General features: G+C 56.6%; 20 protein-coding genes and 1 tRNA gene. 6 read left to right on the top strand and 15 right to left on the bottom strand.

The annotated features are described in order from the left end of the window. Position 1: 1 nt before the first annotated feature. The 6 genes from BLL52_RS14605 (at position 2) to BLL52_RS14580 (ending at position 8,352) form a co-directional block, all read left to right on the top strand. Positions 2 to 787 (top strand): DUF4391 domain-containing protein, encoded by a 786-nt coding sequence (locus BLL52_RS14605; protein ID WP_075587408.1) that lies wholly within the window; start codon positions 2 to 4, stop codon positions 785 to 787. Positions 788 to 829: 42 nt separating this feature from the next. Then, positions 830 to 2,887 (top strand): site-specific DNA-methyltransferase, encoded by a 2,058-nt coding sequence (locus BLL52_RS14600; RefSeq protein ID WP_198930642.1) that lies wholly within the window; start codon positions 830 to 832, stop codon positions 2,885 to 2,887. Further along, entirely contained in the window at positions 2,887 to 3,924 is a 1,038-nt protein-coding gene (locus BLL52_RS14595) for a DNA-binding protein (RefSeq protein ID WP_075587407.1), read from the top strand. Before BLL52_RS14600 ends, BLL52_RS14595 begins: the two co-directional genes overlap by 1 nt. Further along, positions 3,924 to 4,391, top strand: a complete 468-nt coding sequence (locus BLL52_RS14590; protein WP_075587406.1) for a type II toxin-antitoxin system death-on-curing family toxin — start codon at positions 3,924 to 3,926, stop codon at positions 4,389 to 4,391. The genes BLL52_RS14595 and BLL52_RS14590 overlap by 1 nt, the downstream gene beginning before the upstream one ends. Continuing rightward, positions 4,375 to 7,377, top strand: a complete 3,003-nt coding sequence (locus BLL52_RS14585) for a type III restriction-modification system endonuclease (protein ID WP_075587405.1) — start codon at positions 4,375 to 4,377, stop codon at positions 7,375 to 7,377. The genes BLL52_RS14590 and BLL52_RS14585 overlap by 17 nt, the downstream gene beginning before the upstream one ends. 624 nt (positions 7,378 to 8,001) lie before the next feature. Continuing rightward, entirely contained in the window at positions 8,002 to 8,352 is a 351-nt protein-coding gene (locus tag BLL52_RS14580) for a hypothetical protein (RefSeq protein WP_075587404.1), read from the top strand. A 1,474-nt stretch (positions 8,353 to 9,826) separates the two neighbouring features. Here the strand turns inward: BLL52_RS14580 and BLL52_RS14575 are convergent. The 15 genes from BLL52_RS14575 to BLL52_RS14500 form a co-directional block, all read right to left on the bottom strand. Then, positions 9,827 to 9,903: transfer RNA gene (locus BLL52_RS14575), tRNA-Pro, on the bottom strand. A 35-nt stretch (positions 9,904 to 9,938) separates the two neighbouring features. Continuing rightward, positions 9,939 to 10,388, bottom strand: coding sequence for a MerR family transcriptional regulator (locus BLL52_RS14570; RefSeq protein ID WP_075587403.1), 450 nt, complete (start codon positions 10,386 to 10,388; stop codon positions 9,939 to 9,941). A gap of 94 nt (positions 10,389 to 10,482) precedes the next feature. Then, a complete protein-coding gene (locus BLL52_RS14565) occupies positions 10,483 to 10,824 on the bottom strand; it encodes an integration host factor subunit alpha (RefSeq protein WP_075587402.1) in 342 nt (113 codons plus the stop codon). A 37-nt stretch (positions 10,825 to 10,861) separates the two neighbouring features. After that, positions 10,862 to 13,294 carry a phenylalanine--tRNA ligase subunit beta gene (pheT, locus tag BLL52_RS14560; RefSeq protein WP_075587401.1) on the bottom strand — a complete coding sequence of 811 codons (2,433 nt, stop codon included), beginning with the start codon at positions 13,292 to 13,294 and terminating at the stop codon, positions 10,862 to 10,864. Positions 13,295 to 13,303: 9 nt separating this feature from the next. Then, positions 13,304 to 14,380 (bottom strand): phenylalanine--tRNA ligase subunit alpha, encoded by a 1,077-nt coding sequence (gene pheS / locus BLL52_RS14555; protein WP_075587400.1) that lies wholly within the window; start codon positions 14,378 to 14,380, stop codon positions 13,304 to 13,306. A 132-nt stretch (positions 14,381 to 14,512) separates the two neighbouring features. Continuing rightward, positions 14,513 to 14,872 (bottom strand): 50S ribosomal protein L20, encoded by a 360-nt coding sequence (gene rplT / locus BLL52_RS14550; RefSeq protein ID WP_075587399.1) that lies wholly within the window; start codon positions 14,870 to 14,872, stop codon positions 14,513 to 14,515. Positions 14,873 to 14,897: 25 nt separating this feature from the next. Next, on the bottom strand, positions 14,898 to 15,101 hold the full coding sequence (gene rpmI, locus BLL52_RS14545) for a 50S ribosomal protein L35 (protein WP_075587473.1): 204 nt from the start codon (positions 15,099 to 15,101) through the stop codon (positions 14,898 to 14,900). 219 nt (positions 15,102 to 15,320) lie between these two features. Beyond that, positions 15,321 to 15,914, bottom strand: coding sequence for a translation initiation factor IF-3 (gene infC, locus BLL52_RS14540; RefSeq protein ID WP_075587398.1), 594 nt, complete (start codon positions 15,912 to 15,914; stop codon positions 15,321 to 15,323). 85 nt (positions 15,915 to 15,999) lie between these two features. After that, the gene (gene thrS, locus BLL52_RS14535; protein ID WP_075587397.1) at positions 16,000 to 17,913 is read right to left on the bottom strand and encodes a threonine--tRNA ligase; all 1,914 of its coding nucleotides are present in this window, start codon (positions 17,911 to 17,913) and stop codon (positions 16,000 to 16,002) included. Between the two features lie 310 nt (positions 17,914 to 18,223). Beyond that, the gene (aceA, locus tag BLL52_RS14530) at positions 18,224 to 19,552 is read right to left on the bottom strand and encodes an isocitrate lyase (protein WP_075587396.1); all 1,329 of its coding nucleotides are present in this window, start codon (positions 19,550 to 19,552) and stop codon (positions 18,224 to 18,226) included. 629 nt (positions 19,553 to 20,181) lie between these two features. After that, positions 20,182 to 21,651 (bottom strand): aldehyde dehydrogenase, encoded by a 1,470-nt coding sequence (locus BLL52_RS14520; RefSeq protein WP_075587394.1) that lies wholly within the window; start codon positions 21,649 to 21,651, stop codon positions 20,182 to 20,184. Between the two features lie 69 nt (positions 21,652 to 21,720). Continuing rightward, entirely contained in the window at positions 21,721 to 22,581 is an 861-nt protein-coding gene (locus BLL52_RS14515) for an ABC transporter permease (protein WP_075587393.1), read from the bottom strand. A 9-nt stretch (positions 22,582 to 22,590) separates the two neighbouring features. Further along, on the bottom strand, positions 22,591 to 23,508 hold the full coding sequence (locus BLL52_RS14510; RefSeq protein WP_075587392.1) for an ABC transporter permease: 918 nt from the start codon (positions 23,506 to 23,508) through the stop codon (positions 22,591 to 22,593). A 20-nt stretch (positions 23,509 to 23,528) separates the two neighbouring features. Next, positions 23,529 to 24,632, bottom strand: coding sequence for an ABC transporter ATP-binding protein (locus BLL52_RS14505; protein ID WP_075587472.1), 1,104 nt, complete (start codon positions 24,630 to 24,632; stop codon positions 23,529 to 23,531). A 104-nt stretch (positions 24,633 to 24,736) separates the two neighbouring features. Further along, entirely contained in the window at positions 24,737 to 25,909 is a 1,173-nt protein-coding gene (locus BLL52_RS14500) for an extracellular solute-binding protein (protein WP_083633985.1), read from the bottom strand. Positions 25,910 to 25,919: the final 10 nt, after the last annotated feature.

Raw genomic sequence — 25,919 nt, 5'->3', positions numbered from 1 at the left:
CATGACCCCTGAAGCGTTGATAGCCGCTCTGGCCCTGCCCCAGCAGGCCATGGTGAACCAGCGTGTGGCCAAGAAGCTATTGCTCGACAGCGGCTCACCCACCGCCGCCGACAAACGCCTGATTCAAGACAGCATTGAAGACCTTTTTTGGATAGCCGCCCTCAAGCCCGAAGCCATTGGTGTGCCCGCCTACCGTGATGACACCCGCGAATACCTGGAGTTGGCCGTGCTGAGCGCCACGCTGCGCAGCGCCGCCACGCCCCGTTTAGCGGAACTGGTGCACCGTGCCATCCCCTACCCTGTGCTGCTGGTCATGGCCGCCCCCAGCGCAGGCAGCACAACGCAAGCCCCATGCATCACCGTGTCCCTGGCCCATATCCGCTGGGCGCAACGCGAAGTAGACCGCACCGTGCTGGATGGCAGCGTTGTACAGGCCGCCGTGGGCGAAGATGCCATTGGCACAGCGTTCACCCAAGCACTGGCACTGCAGCGCCAACCGCGCACCCACATGCTGGACCTGTATCAAGGCTGGATCGACACCACCACCGCACTGCAAGCCGCCGCGCTGACGGGTCAGTTCACCACCAGCCCAAACCGCGAGGCCGCCGCAATCCGCCGAACCGCGCTGCATCAATGCCACGACTTGAAAGCCCACATCGCCCAACTTCGTACCCAGGCCAGCAAAGAAAAGCAACTGCCCCGCCAAGTCGCTCAGAATCTGCAAATCCGCACGGCCAAGGCCACCCTCGACCAATTGCTCGCGTCTCTGTCCCGACCGCTTGCATGACAATTCATGCCAAACCCATCAGGCACGTCCTTGAGAACACCCATGCCCATTGAAAAAATCGAATCCAACGCCCCCCTGGCCCAGTCTGCCGACATCCGCGCTGACAACATTGCCAAGCTCAAGGCCCTGTTCCCCGAGTTGCTGACCGAGGGCAGCGGCGGTGCCGCCATTAACGTGGATGTGCTCAAAGCCCTGGTAGGCGATGCCACTGCCACCGATGCAGACGAAAAATATGGCCTGAACTGGCACGGTAAGCGCCGCGCCCGCCAGCTGGCGCTAACCCCCAGCACCGGCACCCTGCGCCCCTGCCCGGATGAAAGCGTGGACTGGGATACGACACAGAACCTGATGATCGAGGGCGACAACCTCGAAGTGCTCAAGCTGCTGCAAAAAAGCTATTCAGGCAAGGTCAAGTTGATTTACATCGACCCGCCGTACAACACCGGCAAGGACTTTGTTTACCCGGACAACTTTCAGGACAACATCAAGAATTATCTGGAGTTGACCGGCCAGGTGGAAGGCGGCGCGAAGATCAGCAGCAACACCGAGTCCAGCGGGCGGTTTCATACCGACTGGTTGAACATGATGTATCCGAGGTTGAAGCTGGCGAGGAATCTGCTACGGGAAGACGGGGTTATTTTTTTGAGCATAGATGACCAAGAAATTGCTCACTTACGCTCCATGTGCGATGAGATTTTTGGCCCAGAGAATTTGATCGCCGAGATGGTCTGGGAAGGCGCCAACAAGAACGACGCCAGACAAGTTGGCGTGTGTCATGAATATGTTCTTGCTTATGCCAAAAATCGCGAGCAGGTGCCCTCAGACTGGGGCCTAAAGAAAGAAGGTGTGGAACCAATTTTGCACGAGGTGAAACGCCTAAGAAAAGTTCATATAACAAATTTTCAGGGTGCTTCCGATGATTTGGCCGGGTGGTTTAGAGCAATGAAAGCCACGCCGTCTTTTGCTCACCGCCGATATAAGTTTATCGATGCCAGAGGTGCATACAAAGAAGAGAACCCTACTGCTCCAGGTGGACGGCGCTTTGATTTAATTAATCGAAGGACTGGAAGCGTAATACGCCTTCGACCAAATCGCGGTTGGGGGTTTGACCAAGCCGAATTTGACAGGCTGGTAGCAGAGGAAAGGGTCACTTTTGTAACGGAGACTAGCGTCATGATAAGACTTTACCTCCATGAAACTGACAGCATGACACCTCAAAGTGTGTTCTATCAGCCTGCAAGGTCGGCATCCGAGCGCTTAGGCCGCCTCATGGAGGGTGATGTATTTGATTTTCCGAAAGATGAAGACGTCATTTGCAAGCTGGTTGAAATGGCTACTAGGAGTGATGATGACAAATGTATCGTCATGGATTTCTTTGCAGGCTCTGGGACTACTGCCCATGCAGCTATGAATCAAAACTCAGCTGATTCCGGACGTCGTCAGTATGTAGTTGTACAGCTACCAGAGCCGTTGAACCCCACCGATAAAGAGCAGAAAGTTGCTGCCAATTACTGCGATCAACTCGGAAAACCCCGCAACATCGCCGAACTGACCAAAGAACGCCTGCGCCGCGCCGCTATCAAAATAAGAGCTGCTTCCGCACGTAATACGAGGGCTACAGGCCAATTAGCCTTAGAAGAAGCACCCGCAGCACCGGCCAAGCCGCTCGACCTGGGTTTTCGCGTCTTCAAGCTCGACAGCTCCAACATCCGCGCTTGGCAGCCCACCGGCGATCTGGCGCAAGACCTGGTGGACAACATGCAGCACCTGATGGAGGGCCGCACGGATCAGGACGTGCTGTACGAGCTGTTGCTCAAACTGGGCCTGGACTTGTGTGTGCCGATTGAGGCCCGCCAGATCGCCGGCAAGTCTGTGCACAGCATTGGCGGCGGCGTGCTGCTGGCCTGCCTGGATGCGCACATTGGCGTAGCGGATGCCGAAGCCTTGGCGCTGGGCATGGCCGCCTGGCATAAGGAGCAGGCCCCGGAGGGCGACAGCACGGCGGTGTTCCGCGACAGTGCGTTTGAGAACGACGTCGCCAAAAGCAACCTGGCAGCCATTTTGGAGCAGCATGGCATCAAGCAGGTGCGGAGTTTGTAATGAGCACTTCCAGCAAAAAAGACCTCACCACATCCGCCGTTGACCGGCAGAACGTGCTGAACAATCCCTATGCTCTGGTAGAGATTGAGCGGGTAACCGGCATACAGGGCATTCCGTTTGAGGGCAAGACAGTGGTACTCAAGGAACAAATTGCCGCGTTCTTTGAAGTCACGATTCGCACAGTGGAAAACTACCTTGAGCAGCACACCGCTGAAATCACTCGCAACGGCTATGAGGTGCTGAAAGGCGAGCGGCTGAAGACGTTGAAAGCCGCCATACAAGATTTGGATGTTCCCGAAACAGATTTCGGGAACATCAGCAAGACTCCTCAACTGGGTGTTTTCGACTTCCGCGCCTTTTTAAACCTTGCCATGCTCGTCTCCGAGAGCGAACGCGCCAAGATGTTGCGCCAAGTGATTCTGGACGTCGTCATCGACACTATCAACAAGCGCACCGGTGGCGCTACCAAATACATCAACCAGCGCGACGAAGACTTTTTGCAGGCAGCGTTCTCCGAAGAAAGCTACCGCAAGCAGTTTACCGACGCACTGCGCGACGGTGTGGACATGGGGCCATTCAAATACGCGGTGTACACCGACAAGATTTACGTCAGTATCTTCAAGGAGAAATCCAAGGAATACCGCAAGCTCTTGCGCTTGGAGAAGAAGGACAAGGTTCGTGCCACGTTCTATGCAGAAGTACTGGACTTGGTGGCGGCCTACGAGTGCGGGTTTGCAGATGTACTCAACCAGGCCGTCACCAGCAAAGGACGCAAACTCAGGCCATCAGAGGTTGACAAAGTCTTCGCGGCATTTGAACAGCAGGCACACTGGCGGCCCTTGGTAGAAAAAGCCCGCATGAAGATGGCCAGCCGCGATCTGGCGTTTAGGGATGCTTTGCATCTTCAACTAAAGGAGTACGTGGCACCTGTGCAGCGCGAAGATTACGAGCGATTCATTGGCGAAAGAAGCAAGGAACTGTCCGAGCGTCTGGAGGAAGCCAAAGACGTGATGAAGCGCCTGAAAGATCGCGGCTAATGGCGCTCACTTATTTGACGCTGGACCAAGCAATTGAGGTCCATAGAAAGACTGTAGAGGTCAGCGGTGGCGGTGCACTGGGTCACCTGGACCTGGGTATTCTGGAGGGGGTACTGGCACATATCCAGAATGACGACTACTACCCTACGCTTGAAGACAAGCTAACGCACCTGTTCTTCAGTGCTTGCAAGTTCCATTGTTTTCAGGATGGCAACAAGCGCATTGCCATCACTCTGTGTGCAGCCATGCTTCTATTCAATGGCTACATGTACTGCACAGGCAGCTTCCTGCACGACATGGAAAACATCAGTTACCACGTCGCCGCAGGCAACATTGACAAGGAGTTGCTGGCCGACCTGATCGCTGCCAACTTGGCAGATGAGGCAGACGATGAAAGTCTCAAGCTAAGGCTGTTCATTGCAATTTCGGCGGGTGACAACGGAGAGAATCATGAAACTGCACTTTGAACCCAACCTGGACTATCAGCTGCAGGCAATCGACGCAGTGTGTGACCTGTTTCGCGGACAAGAGACTTGCCGCACCGAATTTACCGTCACCATGCGCGGCGAAGCAGCACAACTAACGCTGGGCGTGGCGGAGTCTGACCTGGGCGTGGGCAACCGCCTGAGCCTGCTGGACGAGCAAATCCTCAAGAACCTGGCCGACGTGCAGTTGCGCCATGGCCTGGCACCGGCCAGCGCCTTGGGGTCTGAAAACTTCACGGTGGAAATGGAAACTGGCACGGGCAAGACCTATGTTTACCTGCGTTCGATTTTTGAGCTTAACAAGCGCTATGGTTTCAGCAAATTTGTGATCGTGGTGCCGTCGGTGGCCATCAAGGAAGGTGTCTACAAGACGCTACAGATGACCGAAGAGCACTTCAAGAGCATGTACGCCGGTGTGCCGTTTGACTTCTTTCTGTACGACTCGGGAAAGCTGGGCCAGGTGCGCAACTTTGCCACGAGTGCCAGCATCCAAATCATGGTGGTCACCGTGGGTGCCATCAACAAGAAAGACGTGAACAACCTCTACAAGGACAGCGAAAAGACTGGCGGCGAGAAGCCTATTGATCTGATCAAGGCCACCCGCCCCATCGTTATCGTGGACGAACCCCAGAGCGTGGACGGCGGCCTGCAAGGCAGTGGCAAACAGGCACTGGACGCCATGAATCCGCTTTGCACCCTGCGTTACTCGGCCACCCACACCGACAAGCACCATATGGTGTTCCGCTTGAATGCGCTGGACGCTTATGAGCGCAAGCTAGTCAAACAGATCGAAGTCGCATCCGCCACGGTGGAGTCCGCGCACAACAAGGCATTCGTACGCTTTATTGCGCCGGTAACCCGTGGCAAGAGTGTGGTGGGCGCGAAGGTGGAACTAGACGTGCAAGGGGCTACCGGTGTGCAGCGCAAAATCGTGGAAGTGTGCGATGGTGACAACCTGGAGCAGACCACCAAACGGGCCATTTACGCTGACTTCCGCATTGGCGACATCAGTGCCGCCAAGGATTCCACCTATGTGGAACTGCGCTTTCCAGGCGGCGAGGTATTCTTGCAGCCCGGCCAAGCCCATGGCGACGTTGACGCGCTGGCCGTGCAGCGGGAGATGATCCGTCGAACCATCAAAGAACACCTGGACAAAGAAATCCGTTTGCGCCCAATGGGCGTGAAGGTGCTCAGCCTGTTCTTTATTGACGAAGTCAGTCGCTACCGCCAATACGATGCCGATGGCAACCCGCAAAAAGGTGACTACGCCCGCATTTTTGAAGAAGAGTACAAGCGGGCCGCCAAGCTACCGGCCTATACCAGTTTGTTTGCCGAGGTTGACCTGAGCCATGCCGCCGAAGATGTGCACAACGGCTATTTCTCCATCGACAAAAAAGGCGGCTGGACCGACACCGCCGAGAACAACGCAGGCAACCGCGACAACGCCGAGCGGGCCTACAACCTGATCATGAAAGAGAAGGAAAAGCTGCTGGGTTTTGAGACCCCGTTGAAGTTCATCTTCTCGCACTCCGCGCTGAAAGAGGGCTGGGACAACCCCAACGTGTTCCAGATTTGCACCCTGCGCAATATCCAGTCTGAGCGCGAACGCCGTCAGACCATTGGCCGGGGACTGCGCCTGTGCGTCAACCAACAAGGCGAGCGCTTGCGCGGCTTTGAGGTCAACACCCTGACGGTGATTGCCACGGAGGACTACAAGGAATTTGCGGCCAAACTACAGAAGGAGATCGAAGAAGAAACCGGCATTCGATTTGGCGTGGTAGAGCCACACCAGTTTGCCGCCATTGCGGTTATTGGCGCGGATGGCCGCGCCGTGCCCCTGGGTGTGGACCAGTCCACGGCACTGTGGGAGCACCTGAAGGCTACGGGTTACGTTGACGCCCACTGCAAAGTTCAAGACGCCCTGAAAACAGCCCTTAAAGACAACAAGCTCTTGCTGCCCGCAGCATTCGAGGCGCAGCGGGCGCAGATCGCAGAGTTACTGCGCAAGGCATCAGGTCGACTGGAAATTAAGAATGCCGACGACCGTAAGTTGGTTGCCGTCCGCAAGTCGGTGCTGGTTAGCCCAGAGTTCAAAGCGCTGTGGGACCGCGTCAAACAGCGCACCACCTACAGGGTGGCGTTTGACAATGACAAGCTAGTGGCCGATTGCATCACCGCTGTGCAAAAGATGCCCCAAGTTGCACGTGCCCGTCTGCAGTGGCGCAAGGCCGACATTGCCATTGGCAAAGGGGGCGTCACGGCGAAAGAAACGTCCGTAGCAACGCCGGTGGTGTTGGATGAATCCAATGTAGAGCTACCCGACTTGTTGACCGACCTGCAAGACCGCACCCAACTAACCCGCCGCACCCTCACCAACATTTTGACCAGCACGGGTCGCCTGGACGATTTCAAACGCAACCCACAGGAATTCATTGAGGTGGTTAGCCAGGCAATCAACCACTGCAAGCGCCTGGCACTGGTTAAAGGCATCAAGTACCAGAAGCTGGGGGCTGAGGAGTACTGGGCACAGGAGTTGTTCGAAGACCCGAAGAACGTGCTCATGGGCTACCTCACGGAGGCCAGCGCCCGGATGAACGCGCAGAAGTCAGTGTTCGAGCACGTCGTAGTGGATTCCGCCGTTGAATGGGAATTTGCAGACCAGTTGGAGAAGAACGAAGCGGTGAAGCTCTATGCCAAGCTTCCGGGCTGGTTCAAGGTTCCAACACCCCTGGGTACTTACAACCCCGACTGGGCGGTATTGATTCAACACGAAGACGGCGAGCGCCTGTACTTCGTGGTTGAAACCAAAGGCTCGGTGATTGCCGACGCACTTCGCCCCACAGAAGCGGGCAAGATCGCCTGCGGTGAAGCACACTTTGCTGCGCTGACGGCGCAGGAGCCTGCCGCCAAGTATGTAGTGGCGCGGACGGTGGGGGATGTGATGGGCTATGCAAGCGTGAGTGGATAGCCGCCTCAATGATTTTTTTTGATTTTTTTTAAAAATTTTTAGAAAACAGGCAGTCCATACGGGGGGCCAGACTCTGTATGGGGTACGTGTCAAACAGACCACGTGTCTCTGATCGTGTTGCTTGTGCCAGGATAGGGGTCCCTAGCAACACGTGTCTGTACCGTTGCGTGCCAATAGTCGAATAATCGTGTGACGCTGCGGCTGCGAACGACCAGCATGCAGGTGCGCATGCCGCATGCCTGCGCAAGAGGCGAAGCGGTGGAGTGCACCTCACCCATCCACTGGCCTGTCCTGGGAAGTGGACGTGCCACATGGTTACGATAGTTGAGCGGCACAAGCCGCTTGTTCATTGATGGCGTTGCCGATTAGAATTAATCAGGTGAGTGCGAAATCGAATTTAGCCTGCCCCGGCAGCAATGATGCGGCCAGCGGGATGTTAGCCAAGAAATCAAAGCCAGTAATTAGCGCGGTACTGTAGATGTAGCCTTAAATCACTTCGAGAAGTAATCCGCGATGCGTTTGGGAGGCATAGGTGGCAACTACGGATGCAGGTAACTCCAATCTAACCTTGATTTCGTCACGCAGATATGTCCGAATACGCGGCAAACAAATGAAAGGGAGTAAATGAAAATCGGCACTTTGGGAGTTGCACTTGCAACCATACTATTCGGAGTGACAGCAAAAGCAAGCATTGATGATGACATGCAGGTTGTGGCTGTGGTTGTTTACTGCAAAGAGTTGTTTTCAAAAACCGGGGCTATTGTTTATGACAGAGATAGGGAGGATTTAAGGATCATTGGAGACGAGGTGTGGAAGGAGGCTGGGAAGAAGTACTCACAAAAAGATGTAAGCCGTATGCACTTCGAGGCTGCGATGGAAAAACCGATAGATAGCAGTGTTGAAGCCTGCCGAAAGAATTTTGCGATGTTAAAGAAAATTAAGCGGGAAGAAGGCCGCTACTTGACCATGGATTAAGTGGCTGCATTGGCACCCCAATTTGGGCTGGCTGCAGCCTAACCCCATTGCGCAGTGGCGGCGTATGTGCGGCCACAGCCAAGTCCTGTAAACGGGGGCTGTGGCACGATGCCGACCCGGTTGCGCCATGGGAATTCAGACACGCCAAGCGTTCACTTTGATCTATTCGCTATTCTTTTGATAGCTGCTTGCGCACATTCCACGGGGTCTACAGGCCTATTTGGTATATATCAATAGTGCTGCGCAGGTGTTCAATCAGTTGCCGCGATGGCGGCAAACAGCCACGATCCTTCAGCGTGCCAGCGTAGCGATGACCTCCGCCATCGCGGTCATGCCGGGCGCGTTGCCTGCTGAATGGCGCTTTGCGCTGGTGGCAACGCACCCAACATCACCACTCTCTATCGCGTGAGTCTGTAGTTCAGGCAGTGGCAACGGCTGGGTACAGCCCTTGCCAGGCTCCACCAGGCTATCGCTTGGCGTTGGCCTGCAGCGCGGTCATGCACCGCCGCCAGTCGCTGCGCTTGGTGGCAGCGGCACATCACCGCTTACTTCACTCTATGCTCTGTAGTTTCAGCCAGTGGCCAATGCGGAGTACCGCAATGGCCAGCAGCCACGAAGCTGTCGCGTAGCTTCGGCCTGCAGCGCGGTCATGCCGTACGTTCCGGCCCTGCCTTCGGGCCTTCCGCGCTACGCGCTCCCTGCTACGGGCCTGCACGCCCGGCATCACCGCTTACGGTTTGCCAGCGTTGTAGTGTCGGCCAGTGCACGCGGCGCTGCTGCGCCCCGTGCAAGTGCTGGGGAGGTACATTGCCAGTGCTTTGCAAGTATCAGCCAGTGCGCTGGGGCGCAGATATGGATTGTCTCGGCTCGCTTGCGCATCGCCTGGAAGGGCCATCGCTTCGCTCGGCATAGCAGCACGCGCCCGTTCCAGAAAATGACATAACGCCCCATTGCCTACAGTGGCCGCCAGTCACTGCGCAGGCTCCGCTTGGTGCCGGTCACCGCTTCGCGCCCTGCGGGTGAAGGCAACAGGCGTTATGCCAAATTCTTCCACTGGAGACGGTCGCACAGCCGTCGGCGCTCCCCGGTCACTGGCGTGCCCTACGCGCCGCCGTCTATGCGCCCTTGTGGTGTACATGCGCCGTGGCATTGGTCAGGCGCTGCGCGTAGTGCTCTGGTCAGTGGCCTGCGGCCAGTCATCTTGTGTGTGCCCCGCCCGCCCTGTGGCCTCGCCGCTGCGCGGCATTGGCCCTGCGCTGGGACTGCCCGTCCGCCCCCGAGGGGCTCCCTCAGCCCAGCGCAATGCCCCGTCGGGGAAACGCAACAAAGCGTACGCTCCGCGCACGCCACGGTCCATTTTCGACTGAAAGAGTGACTATTTTAGAAACGGCAACCGAACGGCAACCAGAGTGGCATTCGGAGCCACCAAGAAGAAAGGACCTAGCCCCTTTCGAAGCTAAGTCCTTGATTCATATGGTCGGTGTGAAAGGATTCGAACCTTCGACCCCTTGCACCCCATGCAAGTGCGCTACCAGGCTGCGCCACACACCGAAGCTTCGAATTATAACGTCTGGCAAGCTCGCTTCTCAGAAGTCCTCAGCCAGCAGCTCACGAATGACGCCCAACTCCTGACGAATTTTCTGCCAGGGGTCTATACCCGTCGGCGCATCCAGAAACGACGTTGAATCCATGAAATCACCAAATCGCGAGTTGCTGACCTCGATCACCTCGACGCCCTCGAGCAACACCTCACCGTTGTGCGACTTGTCGCGCTCAGCCTGCAGCAACTCCTGCATTTTGTTACGCGCGCCACTAATCGTGAAACCCTGGTCATAAAGTAGATCGCGAATCCGGCGAATCATCAGCACCTCATGGTGCTGGTAGTAGCGGCGGTTCCCGCGGCGCTTCATCGGGCGCAACTGCGTGAATTCCTGCTCCCAATAGCGAAGCACATGCGGTTTGACACCACATAAATCACCTACTTCACCAATGGTGAAGTAGCGTTTGGCGGGGATGATTGGGAGGGAATTCTCCATTGAAATCAATGAAATAGCTGCAAAAGCTTGCAGGTTACTCTAACTCAATGGTGACTGTAAAGCAGGCGCTGTATCAATTTGTGAGACTGTTGGCTCAGGGCAAAAAACGTGATGTTGTGAGCCCTTGCTCCTGGATCTGTTCCTTGAGCTTGTGGCTGGCGTGAAAAGTGACCACGCGTCGCGCCGCAATCGGAATCGCCTCCCCGGTGCGCGGGTTACGCCCAGGCCGTGCTGCCTTGGTGCGTATCTGAAAATTGCCAAAACCGGTGATTTTGACATCGTTGCCGTCGACCAGACTCTGCGCCACCAGATCAAAAAAGGCATCGATCATGTCCTTGGACTCGCGCTTGTTCAGACCGATTTGCTCAAAGAGCAGATCGGCCAACTGGGCTTTGGTCAAAGCGGGAGCTTCAAGAGATTCAACAATGATGTCCATAGGGGCTCTTTTTGGTAAGGCGCTATTTTGCACCTAGTCAGACGCGCTGACGGGCACCCAATTGCTCGGCCAGGGTGGCAACTACGGCAGCCACGGCAGCTTCGATCTGCGCTTCCGTCAGGGCGGCCTCCTCCCGCGCGTTGAGCGTCAGGCGCACCGCCATGCTCTTTTCCGCAGCCTGACCCGCAGCCAGTGCAGAAGACTTGGGACGATAAATGTCAAACAGCAAGGCGTCACGCAATACGCCATCCACCGATGCCTGCCAGATGGCGGCCATCAGCGCGTCGTGTGTGACACGCTCGTCCACCAGCACGGCAATGTCGCGCTCGACAGCCTGAAATTTGGGTACTGCCTTGAAGCGCGGTACCTCGCGGGCCAGCACGGCGTCCAGATCTACCTCAAACAGGATCGGGACCTGGTTCAGGTCATAGGATTGGCGCCATTTGGGATGCAATTCACCCACAAAACCGATCTCAACACCGTGAACGACCACCTTGGCACAGCGCCCGGGGTGCATAGCCGGGTGCTGGGCTGCCACAAAAGTCGCTTGCACAGGGGCTAGCAAAGCCTGCAGGTCACCCCTGACGTCGTAAAAGTCGACAGCGCGTTCTTTCTCGCCCCATCCGGGTGCGTCACAAGCGCCCATGGCCAATCCGGCAACACGCATGGGCTGGCTGAATCCCTGCACCGTGGTGTCGGAATTGGTCACTGAGGCATCACGCAAAAACACGCGACCGATCTCGAACACGCGCACACGCTGTGCCTTGCGGTCTTGGTTGAACTTCAAAACTTGTAGCAGGGAACCCAATAGGGACGAGCGCATAACGCTCATTTGGCTTGCAATGGGGTTCAGCAACTTGATCGGATTTGGGTTGCCCGCCAGCTCATGCTCCCAGCGCTCATCCACAAAGCTGAAGTTGATGGTTTCTTGGTAACCGAGTGCCGCCACCGCACGGCGCACGGCAAATTCACCACGGCGCGCCTCCGGGCGGACCTTGGCGGTAATCGGCGCTTGCGGCGGGGTGGCTGGCAGGTTGTCGTAACCGACCACGCGCGCCACTTCTTCGACCAGGTCTTCTTCGATCTGGATGTCAAAGCGGTACGACGGCGCCGTGACCGTCAGCACGCCGTCGCCCTCCACCACCGGCAAACCCAGACCCATGAGCGCCTTGGCACACTGTGCCTGCGTCAAAGGCATACCCAGCACCTTGCTGGCACGCGCGATGCGCAATGTGACGCTCTGCTTCGCGGGCATGGCCACCTGCTGGTCATCCATAGGGCCGCACTGGGTTTGCGGTGTGCCGCAAATATCAACGATCAACTGGGTGATGCGCTCAATGTGCTCCACCGTCAGTTCGGGGTCCACACCACGCTCAAACCGGTGCCCGGCATCGGTCGAGAAGTTGAACCGGCGTGAGCGCCCAGCAATGGCCTTGGGCCACCAAAAAGCGGCTTCGACATAAACGTTTTGCGTGGCGTCAGAGACCGCAGTGGCGTCACCTCCCATGATGCCGGCGAGTGACTCAACCTGAACCGCATCGGCAATCACACCCACCTGGCTATCCACCGTGACGGTGTTGCCGTTGAGCAACTTGAGCTGTTCACCCGGCTGGCCCCAGCGCACGTCCAGGCCGCCATGGATTTTGTCCAGGTCAAAAATATGCGACGGACGACCCAGCTCAAACATCACATAGTTGGAAATATCCACCAGCGCGGTCACACTTCGCTGACCACAGCGCGCCAACCGGTCCACCATCCAGGCGGGTGTCTTGGCCTGGGTGTTGAGGCCCCGGATGACGCGGCCTGAAAAGCGGCCGCACAAGTCCGGCGCGCTGACTTTGACCGGCAACACATCGCTGGCGGTGACGGGCGCAACCGGAAAGACGGGGGTTTTCAGGGGCACGCCGGTCAGTGCCGACAACTCACGCGCCACGCCATACACGCTCAGGCAATGTGCCAAGTTCGGGGTGAGCTTGAGGGTGAATAAGGTGTCATCCAGATTCAGGTGCTGGCGCATGTTTTGCCCCACCGGCGCATCATTGACCAGTTCCAACAGGCCACCGTGGTCTTCGGACAACTTCATCTCGCGTGCCGAGCACAACATGCCAAAACTCTCCACACCGCGCAGCTTGCCAATTTTGATCAAAAACGGCTTGCCATCCTCGCCTGGCGGCAGTTCGGCCCCGACCATAGCGCACGGCACCTTGATGCCCACGCGGGCATTGGGCGCACCGCAGACGATGGTCAATAGTTCCGGCTGACCGACATCGACCTGACACACGCGCAGGCGGTCAGCATTCGGGTGCTGTTCGGCACTCTTGATTTCACCAACCACAATGCCGTGAAACGTTGGTGCCACGGGTTGGAGTTCTTCCACCTCCAGGCCAGCCATGGTCAGGGTGTCAGCAAGTTGGGTGGTGCTCAGGGGCGGGTTACAGAACTCGCGCAGCCAGGATTCAGGAAATTGCATAAATAGTCTTCAGCGGAACTGCGACAAAAAACGGATGTCGCCATCAAAAAACAGGCGCAAATCGTTCACGCCATAACGCAGCATGGTCAAGCGGTCTGGCCCCATGCCAAAGGCAAAGCCGATATAACGCTCGGGGTCCAGACCCATATTGCGGATCACATTGGGGTGCACCTGGCCGCTACCCGCCACTTCCAGCCAGCGCCCGGCCAGCGGCCCGCTGGGAAACTGGATGTCGATCTCGGCACTGGGCTCGGTGAACGGGAAAAAGCTCGGGCGAAAACGCAGCACCAGATCGTTGTTCTCGAAAAAAGTGCGGCAAAAGTCGGTGAAAACGTATTTCAGATCCTTGAAACTAATGGCCTCACCTACCCACAAACCTTCACACTGGTGAAACATCGGCGAGTGTGTGGCATCACTGTCCACCCGGTAGGTACGGCCCGGCGCGATAACGCGAATCTCCGGCATGGCACCTGAAAACAGGCCACCTTGCGAGGCAGAACCTTCAACGGCTTGGCGGTGCTTTTTGACATGCTGTACGGCATAGCGAATCTGCATCGGGCTGGTGTGTGTGCGCAGCAAATTTGGCGCGGTCTCACTGCCACCTTCCACATAAAACGTGTCGTGCATGGAGCGCGCGGGGTGGTCTTCGGGCGTGTTGAGCGCGGTGAAGTTGAACCAGTCGGATTCGATCTCAGGGCCCTGCGCCACATCAAACCCCATCGAACCAAAAATAGCCTCAATGCGCTCCAGCGTGAGAGATACCGGATGCAAACCACCGGTACCCCGCTGGCGACCGGGCAGCGTCACATCCAGCGCTTCGGCTTGTAGCTGGGCTTGCAAATCAGCATCGGCCATGGCTTGGCGGCGCGCGTTCAATGCCGCTTCAATGGCCTGCTTGGCCAAGTTGATGGCGGCGCCACGTGTCTTTTTCTCGTCCACAGGCAGTGCGACCATGCCCTTCATCAGCTCAGTGATGCGCCCGGATTTACCCAGGTACAGCGCCTTGGCGTTCTCAAGGTCGGCAGGCGTGTGCGCCACGGCAAACGCCGCAGCAGCGCTGTCAACAACAGTAGTCAAGTCATTCATAAAAAATCTGGGTTGAGGCAGGAAGTTGCAGGCCGACACACGATCAAGGAAAAAGGGCTAGTGCCTTTTCAAGCTCTAGCCCTTATCACTATTAGACTATTAGCTATCTTTTAAATAGCAATCAGTCAACTCTCATGCTGCCAGTTTGGCCTTCACTTGGGCCACGATACCGGCAAATGCTGCCATGTCGTGCACAGCGATATCGCTCAGCACCTTGCGGTCGATCTCGATAGAAGCCTTCTTCAGACCGTTGGCGAACTGGCTGTAAGTCATGCCACACTGACGAGCAGCGGCATTGATACGGGCAATCCACAACTGACGGAAGACACGTTTTTTGGTACGACGATCACGGTAGGCATATTGCCCTGCTTTCATGACCGCTTCTTTGGCGACCCGGAAAACATTACCGCGGCGACCACGGAAGCCTTTTGCAAGGGCCAGAACTTTTTTGTGGCGGGCGTGAGCCGTTACACCACGTTTGACGCGAGGCATTGAATTACTCCTTGTTCGTCGTTAATTAAAGACCACGGCCGGGCAACATCTGTGCCATGCGACCCATATCGGCCTCATGAACAGCGGTTGAACCACGCAGATGGCGTTTATTTTTGGTGGTCTTCTTGGTCAGAATGTGACGTTTGAAGGCTTGACCGCGCTTGACGGTACCACCTGGACGGACGCGGAAGCGTTTCTTCGCCGCGCTTTTGGTCTTCATTTTGGGCATTTTCATGCTCCTTTTGACATTGTGCTCGTGAGGCGTCTGCACACTCTGTGCAGCCTTGTTGGCCCCGAGCCACTTTTATAGAGACGGCTTTTAACCCTCTCGTATTTTGGCAATGCGCTTTCGCTCACTACCTTCAAAACAAAATCCGGCAGTCACTTTCATGACCACCGCACCCGTTTTAAATTCTGTTTGGTGTCCTACAACGGACCCCGGTTGCTATCAAGCCGCTGTGGCAGTGCTTTCAGTTGCAACCGGTTTGGCAACCTGCTTCTTGCGACCCGGCGCAATCATCATGATCATCTGGCGACCTTCAAGCTTGGGAAACTGTTCTACCAGAATCAGATCGCCCAACTCGTCACGAATGCGGTTCAACAACGCCATACCCAACTCTTGGTGGGTGATTTCGCGACCCCGGAAACGCAAAGTGATCTTGCACTTGTCACCTTCGGCCAAAAAACGCTTGATATTGCGCATCTTGATGTTGTAGTCACCGTCATCGGTACCTGGGCGGAACTTGATCTCTTTGATCTCGATCACCGTCTGCTTAGCCTTGGCCTCAGCAGCTTTTTTCTGCTCCTGGTACTTGAACTTACCGTAATCCATCAGACGGCAAACCGGCGGTATGGCCGTAGCCGCAATCTCCACCAAATCAACGTCTAGTTCGCCGGCCATGCGCAACGCCTCCATGAGGCTGACGACACCAAGCGGCTCGTTGTCCACACCAGAAAGGCGAACCTCTGGCACCATGATTTCCCGATTCAATCGGTGTTTGCGTTCTTCGCGGTGACGGCGATCACGAAATTCGGTAGCGATAGTTTAATCCTTCACAATAACTGCTACTGCAACAGTAGCGATAACCGCACGGCACACGCCTGCAACTAGGCTTTTAACCTGCAACTTAAGTGTTCGATTTGCGAGCAACATCGGCTGACAATTTCTGCGAGAAATCCTCCAGAGACATCACTCCAAGGTCTTGACCACCTCGGGCGCGCACTGCAACGGCACCAGACGCCATCTCTTTGTCGCCAATAACGACCAGATACGGCACTTTTTGCATTGAATGCTCGCGTATTTTATACGTGATTTTTTCGTTACGAAGGTCTGACTGCACCCTAAACCCTTGATTTAGCAGCGTTTTGACAACGCTTTGGGCGTATTCAGCCTGCGCATCGGTGATGTTAAGCACCATGACTTGCACCGGCGCCAGCCAAGCAGGCAAGGCGCCAGCGGTTTCTTCGATCAAAATCCCGATGAATCGTTCCAGGCTGCCGACGATGGCGCGGTGCAGCATCACCGGACGGTGACGCGCACCGTCCTCGCCCACGTATTCAGCATCCAAACGCTCGGTCATGAAGAAATCGACCTGAATCGTGCCACATTGCCACTGGCGGCCAATGGCGTCTTTCAAGGTGTATTCGATTTTGGGGCCGTAAAACGCGCCCTCACCCGGGGAAACTTCAAACTCGCAACCTGAGCGGCGAAGGCTCTCGAAGAGCGCGTGCTCTGCCTTGTCCCAGGACGCGTCAGAACCGATCCGCGCCTCAGGCCGAGTGGCAACCTTATAGATGATTTTGGTAAAGCCAAAATCCTCATAAACCTTTTGCAGCAGCGTGGTGTAGGCCACACACTCGTCCAGAATCATATCTTCGGTGCAGAAAATGTGGCCGTCGTCCTGCGTGAAGGCGCGTACCCGCATGATGCCGTGCAGCCCGCCAGTGGGCTCGTTACGGTGGCACTGACCGAATTCGCCGTAGCGCAACGGCAAGTCACGGTAGCTTTTGATGCCCTGCTTGAAAATCAGGATGTGGCCGGGGCAGTTCATCGGCTTGAGCGCGTACTCGCGCTTTTCCGACTCGGTGGTGAACATGTTGTCGCGGTATTTGTCCCAATGGCCGGTTTTCTCCCACAAGCCTTTGTCCAGAATCTGCGGGCCTTTGACCTCTTCGTAACCGTTGTCGCGATAGACCTGGCGCATGTACTGTTCCACGGCTTGCCATATCTGCCAACCCTTGGGGTGCCAGAAAACGGTACCCGGCGAATGCTCATCAATGTGAAAAAGGTTCAGCTCGCGGCCGAGTTTGCGGTGGTCGCGCTTCTCGGCTTCTTCGAGCATCTTCAGGTGCTGCGCCAGTTCTTCCTTGGTCGCCCAGGCGGTGCCGTAGATGCGCTGCAGCATCTCGTTTTTATGGTCACCACGCCAGTAAGCGCCAGCCACTTTCATCAGTTTGAAGTGTTTGAGCTTGCCGGTGCTGGGCACGTGTGGGCCACGGCACAGGTCTTCAAAAGCACCTTCACGGTACAGGCTAACGTCTTCGTTGGCCGGAATGCTGGCGATGATTTCAGCCTTGTAGTGCTCGCCCAGACCTTTGAAATAGGCCACCGCTTCGTCGCGCGGCAGCACCCGGCGGGTCACGGGTTCGTCCTTGTTGGCCAGCTCGGTCATGCGCTTCTCGATGATGGCCAAATCGTCCAGGGTGAACGGTCGCTCAAAGGCAAAATCGTAGAAAAAACCGTTTTCGATCACCGGGCCGATGGTTACCTGGGCTTGTGGGAACAGGTCTTTGACGGCGTAGGCCAGCAAGTGCGCGGTGGAGTGGCGAATCACCTCCAGGCCGTCGGCGTCTTTGGCGGTGACGATCGACAGAGCGGCATCGCTATCAATGACAAAGCTGGTGTCGACCACTTTGCCACCAACCTTGCCGACCAGCGCCGCTTTGGCAAGTCCGGCGCCGATAGAAGCAGCTACTTCGGCCACGGTGACGGGGCCCGGGTAGTCACGTTGCGAGCCGTCGGGAAGCGTAATTTGAACCATGATGATCTGAGAGGAGTAAGGGAATGAGCAAAAAAAGCGGGATGGTCCGAATTTCACTATAAATAATATAGCACACTGCGCATAAGACACGCGGGCTGCGGCCTTATTACATAAATAGCTGCCGAGACGTTCGCGGTGTCATAACCAGATGCCTTTCTCGCTCTTATTCAAAAGTTGTAGGCCCGATTTTAAGCGCAGTGTCTTAACAGCCCTGGCACGTCCACTCGGGTCACTGCACAGAAAAAAGGCTGGCAACCTTTACGGACTGCCAGCCTCGCCCCTCCTCGGGCTCTACTTGGGTGAACTGTGCTTAGTGGAACTGCTCTTCCTCTGTAGAACCGGTCAAGGCCTTCACGCTGGAAGTGCCGCCTTGGATCACGGTGGTCACGTCGTCGAAGTAGCCTACGCCCACTTCTTGCTGGTGCGACACGAAGGTGTAACCCTTTTCGCGGGCAGCAAATTCTGGCTCTTGCACCATTTCCGTGTAGTGCTTCATGCCTTCGCCTTGGGCGTAAGCGTGGGCAAACTGGAAAGTGTTGAACCAGTTGATGTGGATACCGGCCAAGGTGATGAACTGGTACTTGTAACCCAGTGCGGACAGGTCTTCCTGGAAGGAGGCGATCTGTGAGTCGCTGAGGTTTTTCTTCCAGTTAAACGATGGCGAGCAGTTGTACGACAGCAGCTTGCCGGGGCAAGCAGCCAACACGGCCTGTGCGAATTCGCGAGCAAAACCGATGTCGGGCACGCCAGTTTCGCACCACACCAAGTCAGCGTAGGGAGCGTAAGCGACGCCACGGCTGATGGACTGCTCCAGACCGTTCTTGACGCGGTAGAAGCCTTCTTGGGTACGCTCGCCGGTGATGAATGGCTTGTCGTTTTCGTCGTAGTCGCTGGTGATCAGGTTAGCGGCTTCAGCATCGGTACGGGCCAAAATGAGGGTGGACACGCCCATGGTGTCTGCCGCGAAACGGGCAGAGATCAGCTTCTCAATGGCTTCACGGGTAGGCACCAGCACTTTGCCGCCCATGTGGCCACACTTCTTCACGGCAGCCAACTGGTCTTCAAAGTGCACGCCGGCAGCGCCAGAGGCGATCATGTTCTTCATCAGCTCGAACGCATTCAACACGCCACCGAAACCGGCTTCTGCATCAGCCACGATAGGCAAGAAGAAGTCGATGAACTCTTTGGAACCAGGCTCAATACCACGGCCCCACTGGATTTCGTCGGCACGCTTGAAGGTGTTGTTGATACGGCGCACCATGGTCGGTACGGAGTCGTAGGCATACAGCGACTGGTCGGGGTACATGGTCTCAGACGTATTGCCGTCAGCGGCGACTTGCCAGCCCGACAGGTACACGGCTTCCAGGCCAGCCTTGGCTTGCTGCATGGCTTGACCTGCCGAGATCGCGCCGAAAGCGTTGACGTAGCCCTTTTTGGCACCACCGTTGACTTTGTCCCACAGTTTCTCGGCGCCGCGCTTGGCCAGGGTGTGCTCGATGTTGACGCTGCCGCGCAAACGAACGACATCAGCAGCGCTGTAGCCGCGCTTGACACCCTTCCAGCGTGGGTTGGTGGCCCAGTCTTTTTCGAGGGCAGCGATTTGCTCTTGGCGGCTCAAAGGCGCGGTGGATTGGGTCATAAAACACTCCTGAGTTGGTTAAAACGGCGACCACCTGGCTGATTTGGCAAAGCGGTGTGTCAGGATGAATTCTAGTCTTCTATAAGAGTTTATTTAGATCTTATGTCTTATAGAAGACATATTTTTATTGTAATAAAATCAAGGACTTATTTTTGTATTTTGTGATGCGAAATACTGTTTTTCACTTTAAGAAAAATTTGGAGGGTTATGCACCAGTCAAATCCCATCATACAAAATCGATAATCCCGCCATGTGAAAATCAGAAAGTATCCGTAGCACATTGCAGTCGCTAGGCACTGACACTTTGGGCAGAGGCCTGCCACTGGTGCGAATTAAGTGCGACGAACTGCTGGCAAAAGACCTCGCCAAGGGTGTGCTGCGGCAGCGTGCCACGCGCCAGCGCTTGCACTGCAGCGCCGAAATCGGCTGGCAGGCAGCAGCGGCAGGTAGCGCTCGCTTGATGCCGTCAAGCCAGGCAGCCTGTGTGGTTCAGGATGGAATGCAAGCTCTACTCCTGCAGATCAGCAACGATGATCTCCTGGAGGTTAGTGGTCTTTTAACCTTCTAGCCCTTATGGATAAAGCGCTTAAAGCTATGCTTACAATAGCAGTACCTTGGCAAGCGACCAACTACACCGGGCTGTCGATGCGGATCCAGGTGGTCTTGGTCTCGGTGTATTTATCAAACGCGTGCAGCGATTTGTCGCGCCCTACCCCGCTTTGCTTGAAGCCGCCAAAAGGCACGGTGATGTCGTCCTCGTCGTACTGGTTGATGTGCACGGTACCGGCCTTGAGCGCACGCGCCACGCCGTGCGCCTTGTTGATGTCACGCGTCCACACCGCCGCCTGCAGCCCGTACACGCTGGCATTGGCCTGGCGCACCACCTCAGCGGCGTCAGTAAACGACAGCACCGAGAGCACCGGGCCAAAGATCTCTTCCCGGCAAATCGTCATCTCCGGCTTGACCCCGGCAAAGATGGTTGGCTGAACGTAGTAACCACCGCTTTCGGTCAGGGCCTGCGCGCCACCGTGCAACAAACTGGCCCCTTCCGACTTGCCACTTTCCACATACCGCAGCACGCTGTCCATCTGGGTTTTATCGACGATGGCGCCCATGATGGTGGCTGGGTCCAGCGGGTTGGCGGGCATGAATTTGGGCGCCAGCGCCACGGCTTTTTCCAGAAACTGCTCTTGAATGCTGGCCTCCACAAACAGGCGCGACGGCGCGTTGCAGCTCTCACCCTGGTTAAAAAAGATGCTGCCCACGGCCGCTTCTACCGCAATGTCGAGGTCCGGGCAGTCGGCAAAGACAATGTTGGGCGACTTGCCACCGAGCTCGGTCCAGGCGCGTTTCAGGTTGCTTTGCCCAGCCATCACATGGATTTGTTTGCCCACGCGGGTGGAGCCGGTAAACGCGATGCAGTCCACGTCCATGTGCAGCGCCAGAGGTGACCCGGCCTCTGGCCCAAAACCCGGCACCACGTTGAACACGCCGGGCGGGATACCAGCTTCGAGCGCCAATTCGGCCAGGCGCAGCGCGGTCAAAGGTGACTTTTCACTGGGTTTGAGCACCACCGAGTTGCCCGCCGCCAGCGCCGGGGCAATCTTCCAGGCGGCCATGATCATCGGGTAGTTCCACGGCACGATGACGCCCACCACCCCCATCGGTTCACGGGTGATGAGTGCCAGCGCGGTACTGGCCGTTGGGGCGATCTGGTCGTAAATTTTGTCCACCGCCTCGCCATACCAGCGGATGCAGTTGGCTGCGCTCTTGACATCGACCGCACGCGAATACTTGATGGGTTTGCCCATGTCGAGCGTTTCCATTAGCGCCAGTTCGTCTGCGTGGGCCAGCAGCTGGTCGGCAAACTGGATCATGACCCGCTTGCGCGCCGCCGGTGCCATGCCGCACCAGCGCTTGTCTTCAAAGGCGCTGCGTGCCGCAGCCACCGCCGCATCGACATCCGCTTGGGCGCAACGGGACACCGTTGTCAGCAGGCGACCATCGACGGGTGACAGGCAGTCAAACGTTTGTTCATTGACTGCGTTCACGCGTTGGCCATTGATCAGGGCGCGGCCATCATAAAAAACTGTTGACATGGAAAACCTTTCAAAAGTAGAGCATCCAGCGCAGACAAGACAACGGCTAGAGGCCAGAAAAGCTTAAAACTACTGGGCCTGCAGTGCCACCACCTCAGCCCGCGTGGCGGCAGCAATGTCGCGCTCACGCTTGCGCGTCTGGCGCGCCACCCACACGCTGTAGGCGATCACCACCACGGTCACCGACACAATCAGCAAAGTGGCCGCGGCGTAAATCGTGGGGTTGATACCCCGGCGCGCGTAGCCAAAAATCACTTGCGGCAGGGTGTTGACGCCTGGGCCTGACAAGAATTCAGAAATGACCACATCGTCAAACGACAGGGTAAACGCCAGCAGAAAAGCCGCCAGAATCGCCTGGAAAATATTCGGCATGGTCACCAAAAAAAACACCTGAAACGGCCTGGCGCCCAGGTCCATGGCGGCTTCTTCAAGGGAGCGGTCCATCTCCAGCAAACGCGACTGGATCACCACCATGCCATAGGCCATGCCAAGCAGCGTGTGCCCCAGCACAATCGTCAGCATGCCGCGCTGGGGCCAGCCAAAGGCGTTCTGGATACCTACCATCAGCAGCAGTAATGACAGGCCAATCACCACCTCGGGCATCACCAGCGGCGCATTCACCATGCCGGAAAACAGGGTTCGCCCCGGAAAGCGCCGGTAGCGCACCAACACAAACGCTGCAAAGGTGGCCAGTACCGCCGAGGCCAGGCCAGAAGCGGTGGCCACTTGCAAAGACAGCCAGAAGCCCTCGACGATCTTGGTGTCACGCGTCAAAGCCTCATACCAACGCCAAGAAAAACCGGTAAACACCGCGTCCTGGCGGGTGCTGTTGAACGAAAACACGATCATGAACAGCAGCGGCAGGTACAAAAACAAGAAGGTAACTGCCAGCCAGGCACGACCAAAATAGCGGATCAGAAAGTTGCTCATGGCGGCCCCTTAATGGCGTGGCTCGGCAGCATCGCCGGTGTAGTGGTAGTAAATCGCCAGCGGGATCACGATCAGCCCAATCATCACCACTGCCAGCGCCGAGGCGCGTGGCCAGTTGTTGCTGGTGAACATTTCATCCCACACTACGCGGCCAATCATGATGTTTTCCGGCCCGCCCAGCAACGAGGGAATCACAAACTCGCCCACACAGGGGATAAACACCAGCATGAAGCCGGCAATGATGCCCGCCTTGGACAAGGGCACGGTGACCAGCCAGAAGGCCTTGAGCGGTGTGCTGCCCAGGTCATAAGCGGCTTCGAGCAGGCGGAAATCCATCTTCACCAGGTTGGCGTACAAGGGCAGCACCATGAAGGGCAGGTACACATAAGTCATGCCCACCAGCAGTGACACGTCGGTGTAGAGCATCTGGATGGGTTCGCTGATCAGCCCCACGGCCATCAGCATCTGGTTGATCACGCCCTGGTCAGCCAAAATGCCTTTCCAGGCATAGACGCGCAGCAAAAACGAGGTCCAGAACGGCAGCATCACCATCATCAGCAAGGCGGGCCGCACGCTGGGCTTGCTTCGGGCAATGAAGTAGGAGAACGGGTAACCGATCAACAGGCACAACACCGCAGTGGCCAGCGCGTACCAAATCGAGCGCAGGTAGGCCTCGATGTAGATCGTCTGAAACAAACGGCTGCCTTCTTCCTGGGCAACAAAGATCGTCCAATAGTTTTCGTACTTGAGCTTGAGCAGGCCAGTTTCATGGTCCCAGATCGGCTTGAAAGGCGAAATGTCGTTGCCCATGTCGACAAAGCTGATGTACAGCAGAATCAAAAAGGGTAGCAAAAAGAAGACAAACAGCCAGACGTAAGGCACCCCGATGACGAAGCGCCTGCCGGGCATGGGAAGGTTGAAGGCCATGGTGCGAGCTCCTGCGGTGATCAGTTGCGCAACACCAGGGCGTCGGTGTCGTCCCACCAGAAATACACGTTGTCTTCCCAGGTGATGTCCAGCAAGTCCAGGTGGGAGCCGTTGGGCTCGGTGATCTTCATGCGGGTGCCTTGCGGCGTGACCACAATGTAGGTGTTGTAGGAGCCAAAATAGGCAATTTCCTTGACCTTGCCGGTGAACAGGTTGCGACTCAAGCCCGCCGGTGCCTGCTTGCCGATGCTGACTTTTTCCGGGCGCACAGCCACCGCCACCGGCATGCCCACGGTGCCACTGATGCTGTGGCCGACGTGAATTTCACCGATGGCGGTCTGCACCGCGCAGTGGTCTGTCTCGTCCACACTGAGTTTGCCGTCCAGCATGTTCACGCTACCGATGAAATCAGCCACAAAACGGGTACTGGGGTACTCATAAATTTCCTGCGGTGAGCCCACCTGCAACACCCGGCCCTTGCTCATGACCGCTATGCGCCCGGCCATGGTCATGGCCTCTTCCTGGTCGTGGGTCACCATGACGCAAGTCACACCCACTTTCTCAATGATGTTGACCAGCTCAAACTGGGTTTGCTCGCGCAGCTTTTTGTCCAGCGCGCCCAGCGGCTCATCCAGCAACAAAACCTTGGGTTTTTTAGCCAGACTGCGCGCCAGTGCCACCCGCTGCTGCTGCCCGCCAGACAGCTGGTGCGGCTTGCGCTTGGCATAGGTGCCCAGCTGGACCAGGTCCAGCATCTCGCCCACACGTTGTTTGATATCGTCCTTGGGAAGGCCCTCACGCTTGAGGCCAAAAGCAATGTTTTCCCAGATGTCCAGGTGTGGAAACAGCGCATACGACTGAAACATCATGTTGAAAGGCCGGTCGTAAGGTGCCAGAGCAGCCACATCTTGCCCGGCCAACAGAATCCGTCCGGAGGTAGGCTTCTCAAACCCGGCCAACATGCGCAGCAAGGTGGACTTGCCACAACCGGAGCTGCCCAGCAAGGCAAAAATTTCACCCTTTTTGATGGACAGGTTGACCTCATCCACCGCCACAGCCTCGTCAAACCGTTTGACCAGTTTCTCTGTGACCAGGTAATTGTCTTTGGATTCGGCATTCGCCATGTTTAAACCTTTACTTTCAGAGTTCAAGGTGCCTCTGCCATAGAAAAAGGGCTGCTCATACCTCGCGTACAAACAGCCCTGTCAGCTTTGCAGGAGAGACGTGCTTACTTGCCTTTTTTGAAGCCGTTGTAGGCGTTCGCCATGGCTTCGCGGGCTTCGTTGGTGAAGCTGCTGGGCGCAATCATCTTGGCCATGTAATCAGGCTCGACAAAAATCGTCTTGTTGCCGGCAATCTCCGGGTTGATCTTGTCCATGGCTGCCTTGTTGGCGGTTGGGTAGGTCATCTCATTAGCCATGCGGGCAGCATTTTCAGGGCGCAGGTAAAAGTCGATGAAGGCCATGGCATTTTTCGGATGTGCGGCATCCTTGGTCACCGCCATGGCGTCGAAGAAGATCAACGCGCCGGTGTTGGGCAACAGTGACACGATCTCATCTTTGGACTGGTTCTCTTTCGCGCGGGTTGCCGCAATGTTGATGTCACCCGACCAACCAATGACCACGCAGGCCTTGCCACCAGCAATGTCGTCAATCATGGTGGAGCTGAAGAGGCGAACATCCTTGCGCACCTTGGCCAGCATGTCGGCGGCCAGCTTGTAGTCAGCCGGGTCGTTGGAATACGCATCTTTGCCAATGTAGTGCAGCGCTACCGGAATGATCTCGGTGGGCGAGTCCAGATAGGCAATGCCGCAAGATTTGAGCTTGCTGGTGTACTCGGGCTTGAACACCAGGTCCCAGGCGTTGTCGGGCATGGGCGTCTTGCCCAATGCCTTGGCTACCTTGGCCTTGTTGATACCTACCGTGGTAAAGCCCCAGCCCCATGGCACCAGATACTTGTTGTCAGGGTCGGTATTTTTGGCCAGAGTGGCCATGATGGCCGGGTCCAGGTTGGCCAGATTCGCGATCTTGTCCTTGGCCAGCGGCTGGAACATACCGCCTTCGATCTGCGGCTTGGCAAACACCGAGCCTGGCACCACGATGTCATAGCCGCTGTTGCCGGCCACCAGTTTGGCGTGCAGGGCTTCATTGGTCTCGAAGGTATCGTAGTTGACCTTGATGCCGGTCTCCTTCTCGAACTCGGCCACCATGCCCTCGGGAATGTAATCCGGCCAGTTGTAGACGTTAAGTAATTTTTCTTCTGGCGGCTCTACCGGTGCGGGTGCCGGTTCGCTGGCTACAGCTACTGGTGCAGCCACTGGCGCTGGCGGCTCCTCTTTTTTGCCACAAGCCGCCAACACCATCGCAGACAAAGCGAAAGAAATAAGGTACTTTTTCATCATTCAAAGAACT

Source organism: Rhodoferax antarcticus ANT.BR (assembly GCF_001938565.1).
GTDB classification, from domain to species: Bacteria; Pseudomonadota; Gammaproteobacteria; order Burkholderiales; family Burkholderiaceae_C; genus Rhodoferax; species Rhodoferax antarcticus.
This window is presented reverse-complemented; position numbering and strand designations above follow the sequence as displayed.